This window comes from Leptolyngbya sp. Heron Island J (genome assembly GCF_000482245.1).
In the GTDB taxonomy this organism is placed as follows: domain Bacteria; phylum Cyanobacteriota; class Cyanobacteriia; order Phormidesmidales; family Phormidesmidaceae; genus Leptothoe.
The window spans coordinates 43,182-62,466 of the sequence record NZ_AWNH01000117.1 but is presented as its reverse complement, the minus strand read 5'-3'; the positions used below and the strand labels follow the sequence as shown (position 1 = coordinate 62,466).

Annotated in this window: 20 protein-coding genes and 1 riboswitch; of the genes, 11 read left to right on the top strand and 9 right to left on the bottom strand. The window is 47.5% G+C overall.

The genetic code is table 11. The annotated features are described in order from the left end of the window. Window positions 1–192: 192 nt before the first annotated feature. Complete coding sequence (gene hemC, locus N836_RS72140) at window positions 193–1,149, bottom strand: hydroxymethylbilane synthase (protein WP_023077061.1); 957 nt, start codon at window positions 1,147–1,149, stop codon at window positions 193–195. A 223-nt stretch (window positions 1,150–1,372) separates the two neighbouring features. Here hemC and N836_RS72135 point away from each other — a divergent pair, with 223 nt between their 5' ends. Beyond that, window positions 1,373–2,842 (top strand): tetratricopeptide repeat protein, encoded by a 1,470-nt coding sequence (locus N836_RS72135; protein ID WP_023077060.1) that lies wholly within the window; start codon window positions 1,373–1,375, stop codon window positions 2,840–2,842. Window positions 2,843–2,851: 9 nt separating this feature from the next. Here N836_RS72135 and N836_RS72130 read toward each other — a convergent pair whose 3' ends face one another. Then, on the bottom strand, window positions 2,852–3,586 hold the full coding sequence (locus N836_RS72130; protein ID WP_023077059.1) for a sulfite exporter TauE/SafE family protein: 735 nt from the start codon (window positions 3,584–3,586) through the stop codon (window positions 2,852–2,854). Window positions 3,587–3,759: 173 nt separating this feature from the next. On the opposite strand from N836_RS72130, the gene N836_RS72125 reads away from it, so the two are divergent. Then, entirely contained in the window at window positions 3,760–4,269 is a 510-nt protein-coding gene (locus N836_RS72125; protein WP_023077058.1) for a MarR family winged helix-turn-helix transcriptional regulator, read from the top strand. 17 nt (window positions 4,270–4,286) lie between these two features. Here the strand turns inward: N836_RS72125 and N836_RS72120 are convergent, their stop codons facing one another. Both N836_RS72120 and remA read right to left on the bottom strand, forming a co-directional pair. Then, the gene (locus N836_RS72120; RefSeq protein ID WP_031294801.1) at window positions 4,287–4,718 is read right to left on the bottom strand and encodes a SufE family protein; all 432 of its coding nucleotides are present in this window, start codon (window positions 4,716–4,718) and stop codon (window positions 4,287–4,289) included. 93 nt (window positions 4,719–4,811) lie between these two features. Continuing rightward, a complete protein-coding gene (gene remA / locus N836_RS72115) occupies window positions 4,812–5,069 on the bottom strand; it encodes an extracellular matrix/biofilm regulator RemA (RefSeq protein WP_006517162.1) in 258 nt (85 codons plus the stop codon). Window positions 5,070–5,349: 280 nt separating this feature from the next. Between remA and N836_RS72110 the strand changes: the two genes are divergently transcribed. The 7 genes from N836_RS72110 to N836_RS72085 all read left to right on the top strand — a co-directional run bounded on the left by N836_RS72110 (window position 5,350) and on the right by N836_RS72085 (window position 13,761). Then, window positions 5,350–7,101 (top strand): Rqc2 family fibronectin-binding protein, encoded by a 1,752-nt coding sequence (locus tag N836_RS72110; RefSeq protein WP_023077056.1) that lies wholly within the window; start codon window positions 5,350–5,352, stop codon window positions 7,099–7,101. Next, the gene (dusA, locus tag N836_RS72105) at window positions 7,101–8,129 is read left to right on the top strand and encodes a tRNA dihydrouridine(20/20a) synthase DusA (protein ID WP_023077055.1); all 1,029 of its coding nucleotides are present in this window, start codon (window positions 7,101–7,103) and stop codon (window positions 8,127–8,129) included. The genes N836_RS72110 and dusA overlap by 1 nt, the downstream gene beginning before the upstream one ends. Before the next feature lie 120 nt (window positions 8,130–8,249). Continuing rightward, window positions 8,250–8,522 (top strand): acylphosphatase, encoded by a 273-nt coding sequence (yccX, locus tag N836_RS72100; protein ID WP_031294799.1) that lies wholly within the window; start codon window positions 8,250–8,252, stop codon window positions 8,520–8,522. Window positions 8,523–8,834: 312 nt separating this feature from the next. Next, window positions 8,835–9,593: a flavodoxin family protein gene (locus tag N836_RS72095; RefSeq protein ID WP_023077053.1), complete on the top strand. Its 759-nt coding sequence runs from the start codon at window positions 8,835–8,837 to the stop codon at window positions 9,591–9,593. 117 nt (window positions 9,594–9,710) lie between these two features. Further along, on the top strand, window positions 9,711–11,018 hold the full coding sequence (locus N836_RS0139960) for an efflux RND transporter periplasmic adaptor subunit (RefSeq protein WP_023077052.1): 1,308 nt from the start codon (window positions 9,711–9,713) through the stop codon (window positions 11,016–11,018). 5 nt (window positions 11,019–11,023) lie between these two features. Next, entirely contained in the window at window positions 11,024–12,208 is a 1,185-nt protein-coding gene (locus N836_RS72090; RefSeq protein ID WP_023077051.1) for an ABC transporter permease, read from the top strand. Next, complete coding sequence (locus N836_RS72085) at window positions 12,208–13,761, top strand: TolC family protein (RefSeq protein ID WP_023077050.1); 1,554 nt, start codon at window positions 12,208–12,210, stop codon at window positions 13,759–13,761. Before N836_RS72090 ends, N836_RS72085 begins: the two co-directional genes overlap by 1 nt. Before the next feature lie 30 nt (window positions 13,762–13,791). Here N836_RS72085 and N836_RS72080 read toward each other — a convergent pair whose 3' ends face one another. Continuing rightward, entirely contained in the window at window positions 13,792–15,192 is a 1,401-nt protein-coding gene (locus N836_RS72080) for a hypothetical protein (protein ID WP_023077049.1), read from the bottom strand. A gap of 242 nt (window positions 15,193–15,434) precedes the next feature. On the opposite strand from N836_RS72080, the gene N836_RS72075 reads away from it, so the two are divergent. After that, window positions 15,435–15,851, top strand: coding sequence for a hypothetical protein (locus tag N836_RS72075; protein ID WP_023077048.1), 417 nt, complete (start codon window positions 15,435–15,437; stop codon window positions 15,849–15,851). A gap of 242 nt (window positions 15,852–16,093) precedes the next feature. On the opposite strand, the gene N836_RS76855 is transcribed toward N836_RS72075, so the two are convergent. After that, window positions 16,094–16,240 (bottom strand): hypothetical protein, encoded by a 147-nt coding sequence (locus N836_RS76855; protein ID WP_023077047.1) that lies wholly within the window; start codon window positions 16,238–16,240, stop codon window positions 16,094–16,096. A gap of 43 nt (window positions 16,241–16,283) precedes the next feature. After that, window positions 16,284–16,366: riboswitch (Glutamine riboswitch) on the bottom strand. Between the two features lie 579 nt (window positions 16,367–16,945). Here N836_RS76855 and pgr5 point away from each other — a divergent pair. Then, the gene (gene pgr5 / locus N836_RS72070; protein ID WP_023077046.1) at window positions 16,946–17,143 is read left to right on the top strand and encodes a cyclic electron transport protein PGR5; all 198 of its coding nucleotides are present in this window, start codon (window positions 16,946–16,948) and stop codon (window positions 17,141–17,143) included. A gap of 585 nt (window positions 17,144–17,728) precedes the next feature. Here pgr5 and N836_RS76850 read toward each other — a convergent pair. From N836_RS76850 to N836_RS72055, 3 genes are all read right to left on the bottom strand, one after another. Beyond that, window positions 17,729–17,890: a hypothetical protein gene (locus N836_RS76850; RefSeq protein ID WP_023077045.1), complete on the bottom strand. Its 162-nt coding sequence runs from the start codon at window positions 17,888–17,890 to the stop codon at window positions 17,729–17,731. 456 nt (window positions 17,891–18,346) lie between these two features. Next, window positions 18,347–18,682, bottom strand: coding sequence for a cupin domain-containing protein (locus tag N836_RS72060; RefSeq protein ID WP_023077043.1), 336 nt, complete (start codon window positions 18,680–18,682; stop codon window positions 18,347–18,349). Between the two features lie 21 nt (window positions 18,683–18,703). After that, window positions 18,704–19,078 carry a pentapeptide repeat-containing protein gene (locus N836_RS72055; RefSeq protein WP_023077042.1) on the bottom strand — a complete coding sequence of 125 codons (375 nt, stop codon included), beginning with the start codon at window positions 19,076–19,078 and terminating at the stop codon, window positions 18,704–18,706. Window positions 19,079–19,285 lie beyond the last annotated feature (207 nt).

Here is a 19,285-nt window from a genome sequence, read left to right as displayed (position 1 = left end):
CTTTGAAAAACCCATGTGCCACGGGATCAAGTCTAGAGGTGGATTGACTCCGTGCATAGTGTTTAAGCCTACGGAAGTCTAAGGAATTTAGTAGCTGAGGAAAATTGTTGGTACTCGCAGAAAGATGTTGGTAAAAGACAAAGGGTGAGCATCGCCCACCCTTTGGGATACATATAGCTTCTACTGTGGTACCTAACGGTTTTCAGCTGTGATCGCATCCAAAATTGCCTGGGCACCGGCTGCTTTAGCTCGTTTTGCTAACGTAGTTCCCATCTCATCCGCCGTTTCCACCGGACCCGAGATCACATCTTTCACTACTGTTTGCCCATCCAGGCTAGCCACAATACCAGTCAGTGTGAGCGTATCCCCCTCAATCACCGTATTCACACCAATAGGTACCTGACAACCGCCTTCTAGCTCCCGTAAAAATGCCCGCTCTGCATAGCAACGTTGGGCAGTAGGAATATGCTCTAGGGTCTTAATCACGGCCAGAATATCTTCGTCACCGCTACGGCACTCAATCCCTAGGGCACCTTGACCCACAGCATGGAGTGATATATCGGCAGGCACCACCTGCTGAATCCGCTCGGCCATGTCTAAACGCTTGAGCCCCGCCACCGCCAAAATGATGGCATCGTACTGGCCTTCATCGAGTTTACGGAGACGCGTGTTGAGGTTGCCGCGAATATCTTTGAACTGGAAAGAGGGATAGTGGTGGCGCAGCTGGGCCAGACGTCTCAGTGACGAGGTGCCAATGACTGCTCCCTCAGGTAGCTGATCCAGGGTTTTACCAGCATGTTTTTCATGCACCACCAGGGCATCGGCAGGGTCTTCCCGTTCGCTAACGCAGCCCAGCATTAGCCCCTCAGGCAGACGGGTGGGCAGATCCTTGAGTGAATGCACTGCAAAATCGACAGTGCCGTTGAGCATGTCGTCCTCTAATTCTTGGGTAAACAGACCCTTGTCACCGATTTTGGAGAGGGAAACGTCTAGAATCTTGTCCCCCTGGGTTTCCATTGTCTTCACTTCAAAGTTAATTTCAGGGAAGCGTTTTTGTAGCTCACCCTGCACCCAGTGGGTTTGTACCAGGGCAAGCTGACTTTTACGAGAACCAATCCGGATAGTGCGGGTTGCTACATTTGAGGACATAGTTAACAGATTTGTTATGGTTTTAGACAGCCAGCAAAGGGTTGCTGATATAGGAATTGTCGTTGCTGATTTTGCCGGATCTGACTGACATGATGTGTTTCAATGCCTGTCAAATTGCGCGCTTTCGAGGATCAGCCGCGCCAAAAAAATACGCAAGATCTTAAGATTACAGCACAGACGACCGCTCACGGTCGCTAAGCAGCGGGAGTACAAAGTTCTGTAAATGAGTGTTTACTTTGATTTACGAAAGCAGCGTTGGCTGCAGGCCTGTGGTCAGCGATTGTTGACTGGTCTGGCGGCATTAGCGTTGATGTCTTTGCCTGCCTATGGTCAGCGACTAGATCCGGTGCTGCTGGATGCATTTCTGGCTGATCCGTTGACAGCGGACCCCCGCGATCCGTTGCTCCCGACCCTGGTGGTGGATCGTCCCTTGAGCCCATTAGAGCTTTATGCTGTGGAGCTGGAGCTCTTCAAGATGGATGCTCAGGCACGGGAATTAATGCTTGTGAATCAGCCGGATGCAGCCTTTGAGCTTTGGATGCGGGAGGTGCAGCTACGGCGTTTATTTGGGCTAGATGCGGAATTAGAGGCCCTCAATCGGATTAGTCAGCAGGCGTGGAATGCTCAGCGATCGCAAGAAGTGCGGCTGATGTCAGTCCGGCTAGAACGAATTTGGGAAGCGGAAAAAGCAACCGCTGACCTGGAGCGAGTGGAAGCCATTGCTGCCATTGCCCAAATCTTGCGGATGCGGGATACCTCGACGGAAATCTATCAGCAGCTAATTGCAATGACGGCTGCTAATCCAGAGGTTCAACAGGGGTGGGTGGTGATTCTGGCGGGACATTATCTGCAATGGTTTGATTTTGATAATGCAGCCCAGCTTTACACCCAGCTAGCAGCCAGTGCTAAAACTACGGGTAATACCCTGGAACAGACCCAGTACCTCACGGACCTGATTTACAGCTATCAGCAAGCCAAAGACTATGCCCAAGCACTGCCTGCCCAATCCGAGCTGCTGCGATTGTATCGGGTGACAGGGCAAAGTGATCGAGAGCCGCCCCTAGAGATTGACATGGCTCGTAATTTTCGAGCCCTGAGCATCTATCCCCAGGCGCTGGAATATTACAATCTGGCCTATGTGACGGCCCAAAGCCTGCAGCTTTATGGTCATGTCACCACTGTGCTCAAGGACTTGGGTGATTTGTACGCTGAGCAAGGTCTGACCAATGAAGCGCTGACCATGTATAACCTGCTGGTGCGGGCTGAACAGCAGGCCTATAACCAGCATGGCATTTTAGAAGCCTATGATCGTTTGGGACAGCTCTACCTCAGCATTGGCGATACCGAAAATGCGCTGGTGGCCTTTCGGGCCGGGGTCGCTTTTGCTGAGTCTCTGCAATATCGTGAGTCCTATTTTCGGGGCGAGGTGGCAAAGTTGAGTTTAGAGAGTCCACCGGAGGAGACGCCTGCTGAGGAGGATAGCCCCAGTCTGGGTGAGTCATTGAGGGAAAATCTCAGGGATAATCCCCCCTTTGATTTGGCTCCTGTAGAAATTGAGCCACCTGTGGTGGAGCCGACGGCACCTGCTGAGCCGGAGGACGCGACTGATGCCTCTGAGCAGCCTGCGCCTGAGGTGGAAGTGATCAGCGATGAAACCATTGATGTTACCCCTGAGGGTGAAACCAATGATTAAAGCAACCGGCTATACCAACAGTTTCAAGCTGATCATCCCTAGCAGGATCAAGACAAACTGACGAAAACTGGCGGCATTGATGTAGTTAGAGAGCCAGAGACCTAGGCCCAAACCGACCATAAAAAATGGCGCGGCATAGCCAACCTGAGTCCACAGGGTGGCGTCAAAATCTCCTTGCCAGAGATGGGTTGCGATCGCAGCCGACGACAGCACACAAAATACCCCCGGCAAGTTGCCCTTAAACTCCTGAGGGCTCCACTGATTACAGCTGCCATAAATCACAATTGGTGGCCCGCCAACGTTAAATGCACCAGTGAGTACTCCTGATGCTGCTCCAAAAGCATAGGCCCAGGAGCGACCGGTGAGGTTTGGCAGCGACAGCTGCAGCCACGAGTAAACCACATAGGCTAAAATCACTACCCCCAGCAACTGTAGAGCTAGATGCTCAGGCACGTAGTGCAGGCCCACAACGCCTATCGGAATAGTGACCAGTGCTGCGAGTGCTAAATGGGCTATCCGCCTCCATTCAAAGCTCTCCCGGTGGTACCACCAAAGCAGGGCGTTGGCCATCATACTGACTGCAATCACCAAGGTAACGGCCAGTTGTAAGTCCATAAAAAATGGCAATAGCGAAACGGCCACCAGGGCAAACCCAAACCCAGTGAGACTTTGTACCAAAGAAGCGAGACCTATTATCAAGCCAATCCAAAGACTATCAGCCATGCTGGCGTCAAGGAGATCCATACGGCCTTATCTATGAATATTTACTTGTAAATCTTACCGATTATTAAGAAAAGTGTCTCAACGTAAAAGTAGAGCGACTGCTAAAGCATTAGCAATGCTTTGAGCTGGCGGACTTTACAAAAAACAATTGGCTGAGATGGTTGAATATACAACTAGCACATATCTCCTGGATTATGATGTCACCCTACGGGACTCCCAAAGAAATTGCACGACAGATGACCAACCACTGTATTGCGATGCGATTACGGCAGCTCAATCGCATGGTAACCCGTCTTTATGACGAGTCCCTACGTCCCCTCGGGTTCACTGTTAATCAACTCAACATCTTGGCGACTATTGTGAGTCGTGGCCCTATTCCGCCCGGTCAGCTAGGACAAATGCTAGGCATGGAAAAATCCACAGTGAGTCGCACCATCGACCGTATGCACAAGCACGGCTGGATTGACATCGGTCCCGGTAAAGATAAACGCAGTCAATTACTCAAAGCCACACCCCTGGGACGACAGTTACTATTAACAGCTGCCCCTGTCTGGCAAGACTTGCAGGCCAATGTGTTGGACTCAACGGCTGAAAATTCTGGTCTGCTAGCTGCATTTGGCCTCGCTACCCCAAAAGAGGATTCCCAGACAGAGCATTTGGACGATTTCTACAGCGATGAGTTTGCGGATGACTTTTATCGGTAGCGAGACCCCTAAATCCTCTAGTCACTCACCAGGGCCAAAGCCTTTTGTTGCATCATCTTAAAAATGTTGTAGAACCCATTGGCCCGCGAGGGTGTCAGACTGACATCCAGCTGCGTCTCTTTAATAAAATCGGGTTCTAACTTGATAATCTGTTGCGGCGGTAGCCCTTGGAGTCCCTCTATTAGCAAAGCAACCAGACCTTTCGTAATCTGGGCATCTGAGTCACCCTGAAAACTGACATGGCCGGCATCGTCAGCGCTGGCGATGATATAAACCTGTGAGACACAACCTTTAACCTTATTTTCTGGCGTCTTCGCCTCTTCGGGAAAGTCATCTAATCGTTTGGCATACCACAAGAGTTGCTCATAACGACGCCGTGGATCTTGAATCCGTTGAAAGCGTTTAACAATTTTATCTAAGGCCGGAGGGCGAGCGGAATTAACGGACATCTGCAAATGCAATCTTGCTGGCATTACTTAGTCTCTAGTGTAAACCGCTCAAGTCTCTATGAAAGGACCGTGCCTGGAACGAGGTGTGGGTGATTAATCACCATTCTCTTTGTTGATCATAAATCGATTGGCGACGGTCTCAGGCTGAAGAGCCGATAAAATGACATGGTCTGAGTCGGTAACAATGACAGCTCGAGTACGTCTGCCATAGGTGGCGTCAACTAATTGCCCTGTATCTCGAGCATCGCCAATTAGGCGTTTGATGGGGGCAGATTCGGGGCTGACAATAGCAACTACTCGATTGGCAGATACTATATTGCCAAAGCCAATATTGATGAGCTTAATATCCATAGGTTTGTAAGCAAGCGTGCGACCACAAAATTGCACAGATAGCAACTGCCATCGCGCGCAATTTTGTAAGTTTAAGTGCGTAAGTGACTAAATCCTAGTACCGAAATGTTAACGAAAAAAATCAGAATTAAACATGAGAAAAATAAGGCTTAATCATTGAGAATGAAGAAATTTGTCAGTATTACTCAGCTTCAGGTTTCTCGTATCTGAAAGCATTTGTGCCCAAAAAAAGCTAAATCATCGATAAACCTGAAAATTTACGATTAATAGGGGATAAAAAGTGCAGCCGGTTGACATTACAACCTTTAGGGCGGTATGCCACGAATTAACAGCCGAATGGTTGCCTGCTCGTTGTGAGCAAGTGGTGCAACAAGATCGTAATACTATCTGTCTGGCATTACGTACATTTGATCGGCGAGGATGGCTGACAATTTCCTGGCATCCTCAGGCTGCACGTATTCATATCGGTGCAGCTCCCCCCAAACGGCCCGACACATTTACCTTTAGTCAGCAGTTAAAGCATCAGTTTAGTGGGCTGGCCCTAACCAAAATCAGCTTTCTGGCCCCTTGGGAGCGTGCTGTCGACTTGCAGTTTGCTCGTCGTCCCGATGAGTCTGCAGAGTGGCATCTCTATGTGGAGATCATGGGGAGGTACAGCAATGTGTTGTTGACCAATGCACAGCAAGAGATTGTTACAGCCGCCCATCAGGTGAATGAGCAGCAGTCGAGTGTCCGCACCATTCGCACTGGTGGTCAATACAGACCACCACCGGCCATTGTGGGCACGTTACCCCGTTTGGATGAGCCCTTTGTCGACTGGCAAGAACGGATTAGCTTAGTGCCTGGCAAACTGAGCAAAATGATGGTGAAAAGCTATAGCGGTCTCAGTACGGCTCTGGCTAAACAGCTGATTGATGTAGCAGGACTCGATTCAAATCAAATCACTGATAGTCTGACCGGTGATGACTGGCAGCAGCTCTATGTGCAGTGGCAACGCTGGTTGCAATGTCTCGAAAAAAATGACTTTCAGCCAGCTTATACAGCCAACGGATATGCGGTCTTGGGTTGGGCCGGAGAGCCAGCGACCGGATCAATTCAACAACTTTTGAACAATTACTACACCAGTCATCTCAATCAGCAAATCTTTTCTCAGCTGCATCATCAGCTCATCCAAAAAACGAAAACTCTAACAGGCAAACTACGTCAAAAGGCAGCCAATTTTTATCGCCGTTTGGATGATTCTGACCAGGCTGAACACTATCGGATTCAGGCTGATTTGCTGATGGCCTATCTCCATGAATGGCGGCCAGGGATGTCGTCTATTCAACTACAGGATTTTGAGTCAGGTCAACCCGTTACCTTAGCGCTAAATCCCGAAAAAAATGCGGTGCAAAATGCCCAAGCCCTTTATAAGCGACATCAAAAATTAAAACGTACCCGTGATGCGGTGATGCCCTTGCTCGAACAGGTGGAAACGGAACTGCACTATCTTGAACAGGTGGAGTCTGCTTTGAGTCAGACCGCTGAATACACAAATGCTGACGATCTCATGGCGCTTGAAGAAATTCGTGATGAGCTGGTGCAGCAGGGATATTTAGACGACCCCTATCAGCGCCAGGATAAACAGCGTAGCCGGGACAGGCTGCCTAATTTTTATAGGTTTCAAACCCCGAGCGGTACAGAGGTTTGGGTCGGTCGTAATAATAACCAAAATGAGGCCCTGTCGTTTAGAGCCGCTAACGACTATGATTTATGGCTCCATACCCAGGAAATTCCTGGCAGTCACGTACTACTGCGCCTAGAGCCTGGCGCTAAGGCCAGTGACGATGATCTGGCGTTTGCAGCTAACATGGCGGCCTGGTTTAGTCGCGCCCGTCAGTCTGAGCAGGTGCCCGTGGTATACACCAAACCCAAGCATGTCTATAAACCGAAAGGAGCCCGTCCTGGCATGGTGATTTACAAACATGAACAGGTGCTATGGGGCCAGCCACAGCAGGCTAAAGCTTATTTGGCCGCGGTGGGAGATCAGTAATGAGTTTTGACCAACCCTGCCACTCCCGTCTCCATCCCCTCAGTGTGGCTCCCATGATGGATCGCACCGATCGCCATTTTCGCTACTTTATGCGGCAGATTACTCGGAAAACGCTGCTATACACCGAGATGATTACGGCTCAGGCGATTCTCCATGGCGATCGCAACAAGCTGCTCGGGTTTGATCCGGCTGAAAAACCCCTATCACTGCAGATTGGTGGTGATGATCCTCAGCTGCTGGCCAAGTGTGCCCGCATTGCTGAAGATATGGGCTATGACGAAGTTAATCTGAATGTGGGCTGTCCCAGTAATCGAGTCCAAAGTGGTAATTTTGGTGCCTGTTTAATGGCGCAGCCGCAGCTGGTGGCGGATTGTGTGGCATCCATGCAGGCGGCTGTGGATATTCCCGTGACGGTCAAGCATCGGATTGGGATTGATGATTGCGATCGCTACGAAGACATGGTGAAATTTGTCACCACCGTCGCGGTCTCTGGCTGTCGCAGATTTACGATCCATGCCCGTAAGGCATGGTTACAGGGGCTCAGCCCCAAAGACAATCGCAATATTCCACCCCTGCGATACGGCGACGTTTATCGCCTCAAGCAAGACCAGCCAGATCTGTGGATTGAAATTAACGGCGGCATCAAAACCCTGGCCCAGGCCCATCACCACTTACAACAGGTAGATGCCGTTATGATTGGCCGAGCCGCCTATGACACGCCCTATCTGTTTGCCATGGCCGATCGCGATATTTATGGCGCAACAGAGCCCTTAACACGTCACCAGATTGTCATGGCCATGCTGCCCTACATTGCCCGTTGGACCGAGCGGGGCACAAAGCTGCACTCCATCACCCGTCATATGCTCCAGCTATTTCACGGTCAACCCGGTAGTCGAGCTTGGAAACGTTACCTGACTGACAACAGCTGTCGATCAGGCGCTGGTGTTGACACCGTCAAAGCCGCCCTCGCTCAGGTACCAGAGCCGCTGAGTAGAATTACCTATAATGCGGCTCCTTTGTCAACCTGAGAGCCGATGACATTTTGAAAGACAAATACTTTAGCCACTAAAATTTCGCTTCTTAATAAAACTTAAGAAAATATTACGTTTTGATACAGAATGGGAGCAACAATTCGTTCACTCCTTTAGATGTCAAGAATAAAAATTACGGTTTATGGCCGGGTGCAAGGTGTGGGCTTTCGGTATCACACACGCAGAAAAGCGCAGGTACTAAATTTAACAGGCTATGTTATGAACAAGCCGGACCACACCGTAGAAATTGTTGCGGATGGTCCTGATGAGCAGCTGAAGGAGCTGATCGAATGGACTAAGACCGGGCCTGAGCGGGCTAGTGTTAGTCGTATTGAAGTTGAAGACTGTTTGCCAATTAATCGTTTTGATGAATTTGTGGTTGAGTATTGACTCGTTTACAGCAAGATAAACACTGGGCATTTTCCCTCACGCTACCTATTAATAACTCGCTATATTAGCCACGTTTTAGGTCTCTAAATTGTATTGGTCAATCCTTCGCCTGATCTGTAGGACTATGCCATTCAATGCTCATAACTAGATCAAGAGTGTTGGGTTAAATTTTTCACTGGATGCGTTGAAGGCGCTATCAGTAATGTCAAAGTAACATTAGGGCGGCGGTGCCGCTGGCTGAATAAACCTATATCACCTTGTCAGAACAATGTTGACTTGTGTAAATGGTTGTTGCATTTAAAGCTTTAACTTATGACAGAACAACTTGCTAAAATTACCCAGCATCAGTGTGAAAACGCGCCTGCGAAGTATGACGATCTCAAGGCACTGTTCTTGAATTGCACCCTCAATCGTACCCCTGTGCTCTCCCATACTCGTGGGGTCATCAATATTGCTAAAGAGATTTTTGAAGCAAATGGTGTACAAACTGAAGTGATTCGTCCTGTCGATTACGAGATCCCGGCAGGGCTAGGGCTAGATATGTCTGAGACTCCTGAATGGGACCGTGATGATTGGCCGCAGCTACAAAAACAGATCGATGAGACTGATATTTTGGTGTTGTGTACCTCTGTGTGGCTAGGAGAGAAAAGTTCGGTTTGTAACCGTGTGTTGGAGCGCATGTATGGTTACACCCACGTGCTGAATGAGAAGGGACAATACCGCGACTATGGCAAGGTAGGAGCCACGCTGATTACAGGGAACGAAGATGGTGTAAAACACTGCGCAATGAATATTTTGTTCTCTCTTTCCCATATTGGCTACACCATTCCTCCTCAGGCTGATGCGGGTTGGCTGGGTGAGGTGGGACCGGGGCCATCCTATTTAGATCCAGGTTCTGGTGGACCTGATAATGATTTTACTAATCGGAATACTACGTTTTTAGCCTGGAATTGTTTGCATTTGGCGCGGATGCTTAAGGACTATGGTGGTATTCCAGGTCACGGCAATCAGCCCAATGTTTGGGATGCAGGATGTAAGAGTGACTTTAAGAATCCAGAGCATAAAGTGTAGCTTAGGTTGAAACATCACTTCCTCAAATTCTGATCATGATTGGACACTCGCCGGTTAATCTTTGTAAGATCTGACCAATGGACATCATGGGCATTTGCCGTTTAGACCGCAAGAAGTATGACAGATGCTAGATCTCCAGAGCATTCTGGGGAAGCGTTGCTCACTACTGTGGAGCCGCTGAGAGCTAATCCTCGTTCATTTAGGTATCGCGCGATCGCACTCGGCATCGTCGGTATAGTGGGTTTGACAGGTCTTGCTGTCTGGGGCTACAGGCGTTATCGCAGCTCTGGTGCAGAGCCGATTTCCGTCCCTCTCTATGCAGTGGAGCGTTCGACTGTGGAGCTGACGGTATCCGCTGGTGGCACCCTGGCCTTAGGCGGACAGCAGACCCTCAAGTCGCCGCAAAATGAAGCGACAGTTGAGCAGGTGCTGGTGCAGGTACGTAGTGCGGTGGACGCTGGTCAACCCCTGGTAGTACTGCGCGATCGCAATGCGGAGCAAGAATTGCGATCGCAGCAGGTCGAAATCCAAAAATTCCAGCTAGACCTGCAGCGTAATCAGGAAAAAGTGACCGAGGTCCAGCAGCGAGTTAATGCTGCCATCGAGCAATATCAAGAATCCCAGGAACTGGCCGCCCAAGGTTTTATCTCCGAAGACGAGGTGCGCGAAGATCAAACGGAGCTAGACCGGGTGCGCTCCGAGCTAAAAGATGCTCAGTTAGCGGTTACTAAGACTGAGTTAGATCTAAAAACGGCATCTGAGAAACTGACCTTTTTGGAACAGCAGCTAAATGATCGGGTAGTGACGTCGCCTATTGATGGTGTAGTACTTGAAGTGCAGGTCAGTGCGGGGGAAGCAATCGCCACAGATGCCAACCTCCTGACTCTAGGGGACCCTCGCCAGGAAATTGTTAACCTGCAGCTTTCTACCCTGGATGCGGCTAAGGTCAGTCTCAATCAGCCTGCCCAAATTCGAGCCATTGGCCCTGATGCCCAGGAACATGAGGGGCGTGTTGTGGCGCTATCCCCCCAGGCTCTAGCGGGCACCAACGGTGGTAATTCTCAAGAAGGTCAGGCTAGAGTTACTGCCAAAGTCCGGCTAGACAGCGCCAGCCAAACCCTCATTCCCGGTAGTTTTGTTAGCGTTGAAATCATTACCGAGCAGCAGGAAGATGTGCTGGTAATTCCTCCAGAAGCGGTGCAGCGAGAGGGAGGCCAGCCGTTTGTCTGGGTGCGTAATCAGCGCGGCAACGCGACTCAACAGCCGATCGAATTAGGGCTACAGGGTTTGGACTTAGTGGCGGTAACCGATGGGCTCAATCCCGGTGACCAAGTTGCTTTGGTGCCACCGACACTCACCATTACTCCCGGTATGCCTATCAGTGACCCTGCCGAATTACTCCCCCCTGAAGCATTAGACCAATAACTGCCATGGGACTTCCCTTACCTGATTTGTTGTTTATGACCTGGCGCTCCCTGACCAATCAGTGGCTGCGCTCTAGTTTGACCGCCTTTGGTGTGTTTATGGGGGTGGGAGCCGTCAGCGCCACCCTGAATATTCAAACCATTACCCGTGAACAGATTGACCTGAAGTTAGCTGAGCGCGATCAGCCTTTTGTCAGCCCCTGGATTTATGTCAGAGATGGCCCTAATCCAGAACTGGATGAAGCCGTGCAACAATCCCTTAAGAACTCCATCGCTGAAATTCGTGCTATTAGCTCTATCAGTAACGTTTACAGCCTGAATACGGCCCAGTATGAAGCTCAAGAAGCGGAAATTCGTGCCCGTAGTGTGTCTCTTAACTATTTAGACACCACCGGTCGACGCATGTTGCAGGGACGTTTCTTTGATCAAGGAGATGTCGAACAATATCGTCCTGTTGCTCTGATTGATGAACAGTTAGCGGTGAGCTTATTCGAGGGGCAATCTCCCTTAAACAGGGCGATCTATGCGGACGGCAATCGGTTAGTCATTATCGGGGTGATGGAGTCCAAGTCTAACTCTGAGTGGGGTGAGGGTGGAGAGCTTTGGATGACTGAAACCTTTGCCACGGTCTTATCAGGTGGTTACAGCTGGAATTCGATCCAAATTAGCGCCCATTCTTTGACCCAAATTGGTGAATTAAGCGAGGCAGTTGATACCTTTCTAAGACAGAGCTTTCCTCAGGCAGAGGTACATGTCTGGAGTAATGCGGATGATTTACTAGAAGACCTGGAAGTGCAAAAAATTGCCTCTGCTGCCCTCACTGGTGTGGGGTTAATTGCCTTGGTGATTGGAGGAGTAGGCATTGCCAACATTACGGTAGCCGCTGTACTGGAGCGCACCAAAGAAATTGGCATTCGTCGAGCGATTGGCGCATCCAAGCTGGAAGTGATGGGGCAGTTTGTTTTAGAAGCCGTGATTTTAAGTTTGTTCGGAGGTGCGATCGCAGTGGCGACTGTCCATGGCCTGACCCGAGCCGCCACGACGGTTGTGATTGAAGCACCCTACCGCTTTTCCCCTCGTAATGCGGCGTTGTCCATGGGAGCCGCAGTGGCTGTGGGTGTGGGTGCTAGCTTTATCCCAGCCCTGCGAGCTACTCAAGTTGATATTGTGAAAGCCTTGCGGAGCGACTAATGCGACTACAAAAGCGGCTACAAAAATTGCTCATAGCGAGTGTTCTAGCAGTCCCATTTTCGATCCCAATCACCCAACCAGGGCTAACTCAACTGCCAGAGCTACCACCAGCTCAAAATCCTGAGGCTAGCCCCGCTGATGACTTGAGCCCATCACCAACCGACAACAGCCATACTCCTAGCTCTATACCCGCAGTCTCTGGGACAGACGACTCTAGACCGGCCTTGGCCTTAACTGAAGCAGATGTTGTCTCTCTATTGCTACAAAACAATCGTGAACTCAGAAATGAAGCTTTAGAACGCATCGCTCAACGGCAAGAATTAAGAGAAGCAGAGAGTATTTTTAACCCTGACTTTACTCCCACAGTCAGTGTAGTCGTCCGTGATAGAACCGATGATGCTACCGAAATTACCCGTGAAGCTCGTCTGGGAGGAGAATTGCTCACACCTTTGGGGACAACCCTGGAGGTGACTGTTGATGTGATAGACGATCAGGATGTAGAGCTAACGGTCACCCAGCCATTGTTACGCGGTGCTGGTCGGGCTGTTAATACTGCCTCAGTAGAGATCGCTCGTTTGCAAGAAACCAACAACCAGCTGGATTTACGCCAGCGGCTGATTACGGATATTACCGTTGGTGTAAGCACCTATTATGCTTTGATTCGTGCCCAGGCGAGCTTACAGATTCAACAGCTATCCTTTGAAACTCAACAGCAACAGAGACGTTCGATCGAGGCATTAGTGGAGGCAGGGCGGCGGGCTCAATTTGAGCTAGTGGAAATTGATGCTAATTTGGCTGCGACTGAAACGGATGTGTTAGAGGCTGAAAATGCTCTCGAACAGGCTAAATCAGATCTCTTGGATCTGTTGGATTTAGAGGATTCTATTGAGATCACCATTCCAGAAGAAATCTTGACTGACTTAGTTGTGCAAGAGGCTAAGGTACTACCTTTAGAGGAACTGGTCGAAGTTGCCTATGATAATCGTCCAGACTATCGTCAGGCGCAGCTGGATTTACAAATTGCTGAGCTAGATGAAGTGGTGGCTGTTGATAACCGCCGCTGGAACTTGGATTTGCGGGCCAATGCTAGCACAGGAGATTTTTCAGAGGCGTCAACGGAGCTGGTGCTGACCAGGCTGTTGGAAGATGAGTCAACAGAAACTGCATTTCAGCGTAATCAGGTAACCCAACAACAGCTGCGCAATGATCTAGAACGCTTGCAGTCTGATATTCGATTGGAGGTTGCTGACCAGCTGCGGGATGTAGAATCTGCTCGTAACCGGATTGAAGCAACGCGCCTGGCCCGTGAACTGGCTGAACAGCGGCTAGAGAATGCTCGCGAGCGGGCTCGTCGTGGCCGCACTCGGGATATTTTTGAGGTGTTGGAGTTACAAAATGATGTGGTTGAGGCACAGAACAGTGAGGTGAATGCGGCGATTGATTTAGCTGATGCGATCGCATCACTCAATCAATCAGTAGGGACCACCCTCACCGTATGGGCCGATCAGGTCGAGTCTAGCCAGCTGCTAACGATGCCCTCATCACCGGACTAGTAAACGAGTAAACGCGCTACTACCAGCTGACTAAGTTTTAGGCTGACTCTGGGGCTGGGTCAAATTAGGTAAGGAAAAACCTGATGATGCTTTGGCCTCCGTGCCTACGGCGACGTTCTTAGCATTCAGAGCTCCTCCCGATATCATGACGCCATTGTTGAGAATGGTTGTTTGTCTATCCTTTAAATCAGACGTGTCAATACCCTTGCTATCTAAAAAAGAGATAATGCTATCCAAGATGTTGCGCTCAACCAGCTTGATATACATATCCTTATCTAACTGTTGGAAGTATTGGCGATATTTATCAGAACTAGCGATCTCTCGAATATTGGTCGTAGCCCCATAATCAAATGTAGGGGTATTCTTCACGAAAGTTTTCAGCCTTCTACGATCTCGATTTTTTGTATACAGATTTATCAGTCTACCAATGCTTGAAATTGGTGCTTTGAAGCATAAATAGAGACTAGTGATGCAGAGTTCTCCACCTAATTCGGAAATCTTTCTCAAGGTAGGATTCTGTTGAATCTCATCAATAGCTCTGTACTTCTTTTTTAGTGGAGGTAAAACTGCATAAGAAGCCTCGCTAAATAAGTTATTGCCGACTTTTATAAATCGCAAAAAAATGGATAGAACGATATCACCTTTCCAGCTGAAAATGCGAAACACTTGGTAATGTCTAATCTCTTCAGTAGGTCGCTCAATAAATTTATCTAAAGTTTTTTGGTCGACCTGAGATATAGGAGAGGATAGATGATCTGGAAGAAAACGTTTATCATCTCGTATTTCCTGACCATTAATATATAACTCGTCTTTAATGGTCAGATTTTTAACTCTCAAGTCCTTAATATTTTTCCCTATATGCTCATGAATTTCTTTGATATTAAAATCTTGAGGGTTTTCTGTCACCCCAGCTAAATCATTTTTACCTTTGCCAATATTTAGTGCGAAAGACCACCCGCCAATTTCAAATCCAGCACCAACAAATGGGGAATAGCCGCTATAAACAATAACATTAGAGCTATTCCTATACTGGATAGCTCCTAACCTTTTCTGCGCATTGGAGTCACCGTCCAATATAGGAATATTTGGATTGAAATTCTTCCTGAGCAGGCTATTGGCGATTATCTTATATCGAGTTGCCCATGCTTCAAAAAAGGTGACTATATAGATTGCGATCAGTCCAGGGATCAAAAGTCTATAGCCAGAAATGAGAATGCTAAAGACAATACCCGTTATGATTAAATCCCTTCGATTCTTGCGCTTTCTAGAATTCAAACAATGCTTGAGAACTGTATTAATATCAATTCCAGAGGGTAGGTTGATAGCCTTGTAGTTGACATCGAGTGTTTCATCAATAACTCTATTGGCAAAGCCTTGATCAAGCTGTGCCGCGCCGCATAGGTACCTAGTCGTTTCTGTGTTTTGTGCCATTGCAAACCCTGTTGGTATAGCTGGAACTGTTTGATTAGCTACAAATCGGTTGATTTTTGGGAAGATCAGAATTACTTTTGACCAGATGTTGATAGGTAAACACTGTTCTTACGGTAAATAAAACAACAATAGAGATCTTTGACAGAAAAATATTTCTCATACATAGAAACTGTCTAACCATTGAAAAGTTAAGATACTATAGGCTAAATGTTGTTAGATAGGTCTCGATCTAGGAAAGCGTAATGATGGCCTCAGAAAATCATGGGTTTATTATTTCTGGCGATGCCAAAATAAACATTGGTAATGTCGCCGTTGGCAAAGGTGCAAAGGTTGAGAATTCTCAGTCAGAAATTCACAGTGCATCAGAAAACGCTGGGAAATCAGCCCAAGAAGATTTTGAGGCTGCCCTTCAAGAGTTAGTTGCTGCTATTGAATTACATCAATCTGCGATTCAAGATAAGGATGACATTATTCAACTAATTCAAACACTATCTGAGGAAGTGCATAAGGGAACACAAATGGAAAAACCTAACAAGTTTACCCTTAAGGCATTATTTCGCGAAGTAAAAGAGTCCCTTGGTTCTGTAGTGGAAATCACAGGCCAAATTGGAAATCTTCAAACTGCGATTAACGCTCTTATAGGGATTGCATTGCTCTAAGCTTATTTATTAATTGTGTAAAATTATACATGGTTAGGCAGTACCCATAGGGGTACCTTTATATAGTCTTTTCAGCTACTGCTTGGGTCCTTCTGCAAAGAGAACCTCTACATTTTAGGTAAGGCTCCGGGGAGCATCGTTCAAGGTAAATGTTAAAAAGCCCAATGGGAGAGCTCATCTGGCACCTCCCATTGGGCTTTTAATTTTGTAATGTCGGTCAATAAACGGTCTATTCGATTAGTCTAAATAGACTTGCTTTGCTCAATGTTTTGAATAGAACGCATGAGCATAGATTGCTGACGCTGACGGTTGTGCTGACGATTCAGCTGACCAAGCAGACGACCTTGCTTCGCAACAGGGATTGAGTTGTTAATGTGATCAAAAGTCATTGGATTCGTTTCCTCAAGAGACAATAAAGTTTCTAGTAACTGAGGTACGTTCCTTCGCGTAACAGCTGAGCCGCTACCTACTTCCGTCCTAAACCTGGCAAAAGCCATAGGCTTTGGATGAACGAAACTATTTCTGTATCTATTGTTACCGTTTGCTTCTCGATTGTCAAGTGATCTTGATAACATTGGGAATTCCAATATTCTGCTCACTGTGTCTTAGTTCGGACTACATGGGTGGTGGCGAGATGATGACGGGGGCTATTAACAGAGCTAAACAGCACTTGGTTGTGAAGGGCTGGGCGGTCAAATCTAGTCTGAATTGATAGGTAAACGTCAGGGTAGCCAGCTTTGTTTTACGTTGCTTGTGTTTCGGGATGCGATCGCTCTCTCAACGCATTCGCCCTTGCTACTCATCACTAATTCCATCCGCACTCAAGGCTGCAACCGTCCCATCGGCTACAGTTCAATTTCGCTATCCTTCTCCATCACAGCTATTGGGGGGTGCTGCTGTATGTTCTACTTTCCAAGCGCGAGCTCCAAATAACCCATATAAGAAAAATAAATGCAATACGTTGTAACGTTATCGTTACATTGCGTTACTATTGTTTACATAGGTTGCAGAGCGTTACTGCTATCACTGCCTTCAATCCTCTTGAAGTAACGGCTCAGAAAACCGTCTCAACACTTATTTTCAAGGAGCCCCCCATGTTTGCACCTCTTGTAATTTTGCTTCGTAGTCAGTTTGGCAAGCGTGAGTTTAATCAAATGCGTGGTAAGGTTATCGCCCTGCATTCAAAAGTAATCACAACAGTTTGCAACTGGTTTGGTGTTGACCGCACAGAGCGTCAGAATTTGATTCGCCTTGCCCGAGACAATGGTAAGAGACTAGGGTTCCTGGCATAATCTCCAAAGCTCTGAGTTCTTTTAGGAGCGGTTCAGACTGCGCTATTACTTCTTCCTCTCAACAGAGATACAACACAGCATGGCTCCTACTGTTATCAGTGGGAGCTTTTTTTATTGAGTTGATGTGGCTGATAGTTGAGTGAGCTTATGTAATAGATGTAATGATCAAGATCACAAATATTGAACTGGAATTCTAGAAGCAGATCCTGTTGCTTAATTCAGAGCAAAATACAGTGCTCGACACACTGTCATTCAGGGGGCATCTACCATGTATTTAACCTATCGCGGCATTAGCTACTACCCATCGGTGAAATCCTTAACCTGGAAACAGTTCTGCAGCCTGAGAAGATTTATCGTGGCGTGTTTTTTTAGCTACAGCAAGGCCATGCACAAGCACCCAACCTAGGCATTCAACTGACCTATCAAAGATCTCGTTACACTATTTAAAGAGTCTTCAGCGTTCGATACAGCACAGATAATATCCCCTGGCAGTTAAGCCAGGGGATTTCTTAAAGGAGAGTTGTGGCTGAGAAAGTGTTTAACACTTTTCTTCGCTGCTATTCTCTATTGTGAAAGGTAACCCTTTTAAGACTTCTTTTTGGACTGTTTTCGAATAATGATGATATCACCATCTTCATATTCGGATGCCTGAGGCTTTTTTGCTTGGGTGGGTTGATGTGCGCCAGCACCGTGAGACATGAGAAAGAGTAATACAAACGGCAATGAAATAAAGAAGACGGGGGACATTGCATTATCTCCTGCAAAATATTGGTAGATCTGATTGATCAGCTTAATTACTGGGAGGATGACTTCCTAAGCTGGCGCATATCATTGGATTATGGCTGTTCGCTTTTATTATGCCTAATGTAGTATCTGTGTAAAAACTCCGGATTTTTAGCAGACAGTTGTTCAATTGGTCTAGATCCTTAAGCCAAAATACGGAAACTTCATCATCAAGGCTGTACAGCTTATAAAAGCATTGTATTCCTCAATGCCTATGCCCGAGTTACCCATAGGGGTACCTTTCTGCAGCAGTTGCATGATGCCGGTGATGACTATTCTGGATTGAGGTTTTTTGACTGCTTCTAGCTTAAAGCCGTAGGTGATCACTGCACCTACGGCTACGGCTTGGACTGTGACTGGGTTAAATGGGTGAGCTTCAGGTCTGGCTAGCCTGTAAGGGCGCTAATTAACTGCTGGCTGTTAAATGTTGACAGAATGAGTTAGGACAAAAGTCATGTTTGACAAAGCCTTGATCGCATAGGGAATCTGGGCCGGTACGGTAATAAATCGTCCTGCTTCTAAAAAACGTGCCTCATTTTGAAAAGTCAGTTTTCCAGCTCCTTCAACAATGTGAATAGTGGCGTTATGTGGAGCTGTATGTTTATCAATTTCCGTGCCTGCGGTGAGACAGAATAAGCTACTTCGACAAACAGCATCTCTTGCAAGAATACGACTATAGACACCTGATGCAGGATATTGGATCAGGTCTGGCAAGTGGATAGAGGTTGTTGGAGGTGATGCTAAAGTGGCAACCATGACGATATAAAAAGAGGGCGGTTATTTCGCTTCAATTTCAACAGGGCACATGTTTGCCTGACTTGGATCAAATTCGTTAGGGAATCGTGTTGTTCCGGGGATATAGTCGGCATCTTGCAGGTTGGCATCGTTTAAACTGGTCTCTCGTAGATCAGTACCAATTAGCATCGCTCCACGTAAATCTGCATGGTGTAAGTCGACCTGGCTGAGTTTGGCATAACTCAGATCAACGCCACGCAAGTTTGCCTTGCTTAGATCGACGTTACTCAAATCGCTATAGCTAAGGTCTGACCCTTTGAGATCTGCATGGCTAAGGCTGGCATTTGCTAAAGATAAGCCAGAAAAATCTCTTTGGCCAAGATCGTAGTTTTGGAGCAGGTTAGTAACTTGAGACATAGCGCTGATACCTAAGACTAGAGAGCGTTGTTGTCTGGAAACTGCAGATAAGCTGAATATGGGGTAGGTAACTTTTGCATCTTAAATGCCTTAACTAATCTACCGAAATCCGGTGGTCTTTTAGATGATTAGAGGCGAATCTTGATAGTCTTTAATAGACAACAAATTTGTTGTTAAAGCCAATAACCGCAATAACAGTTTTGGATG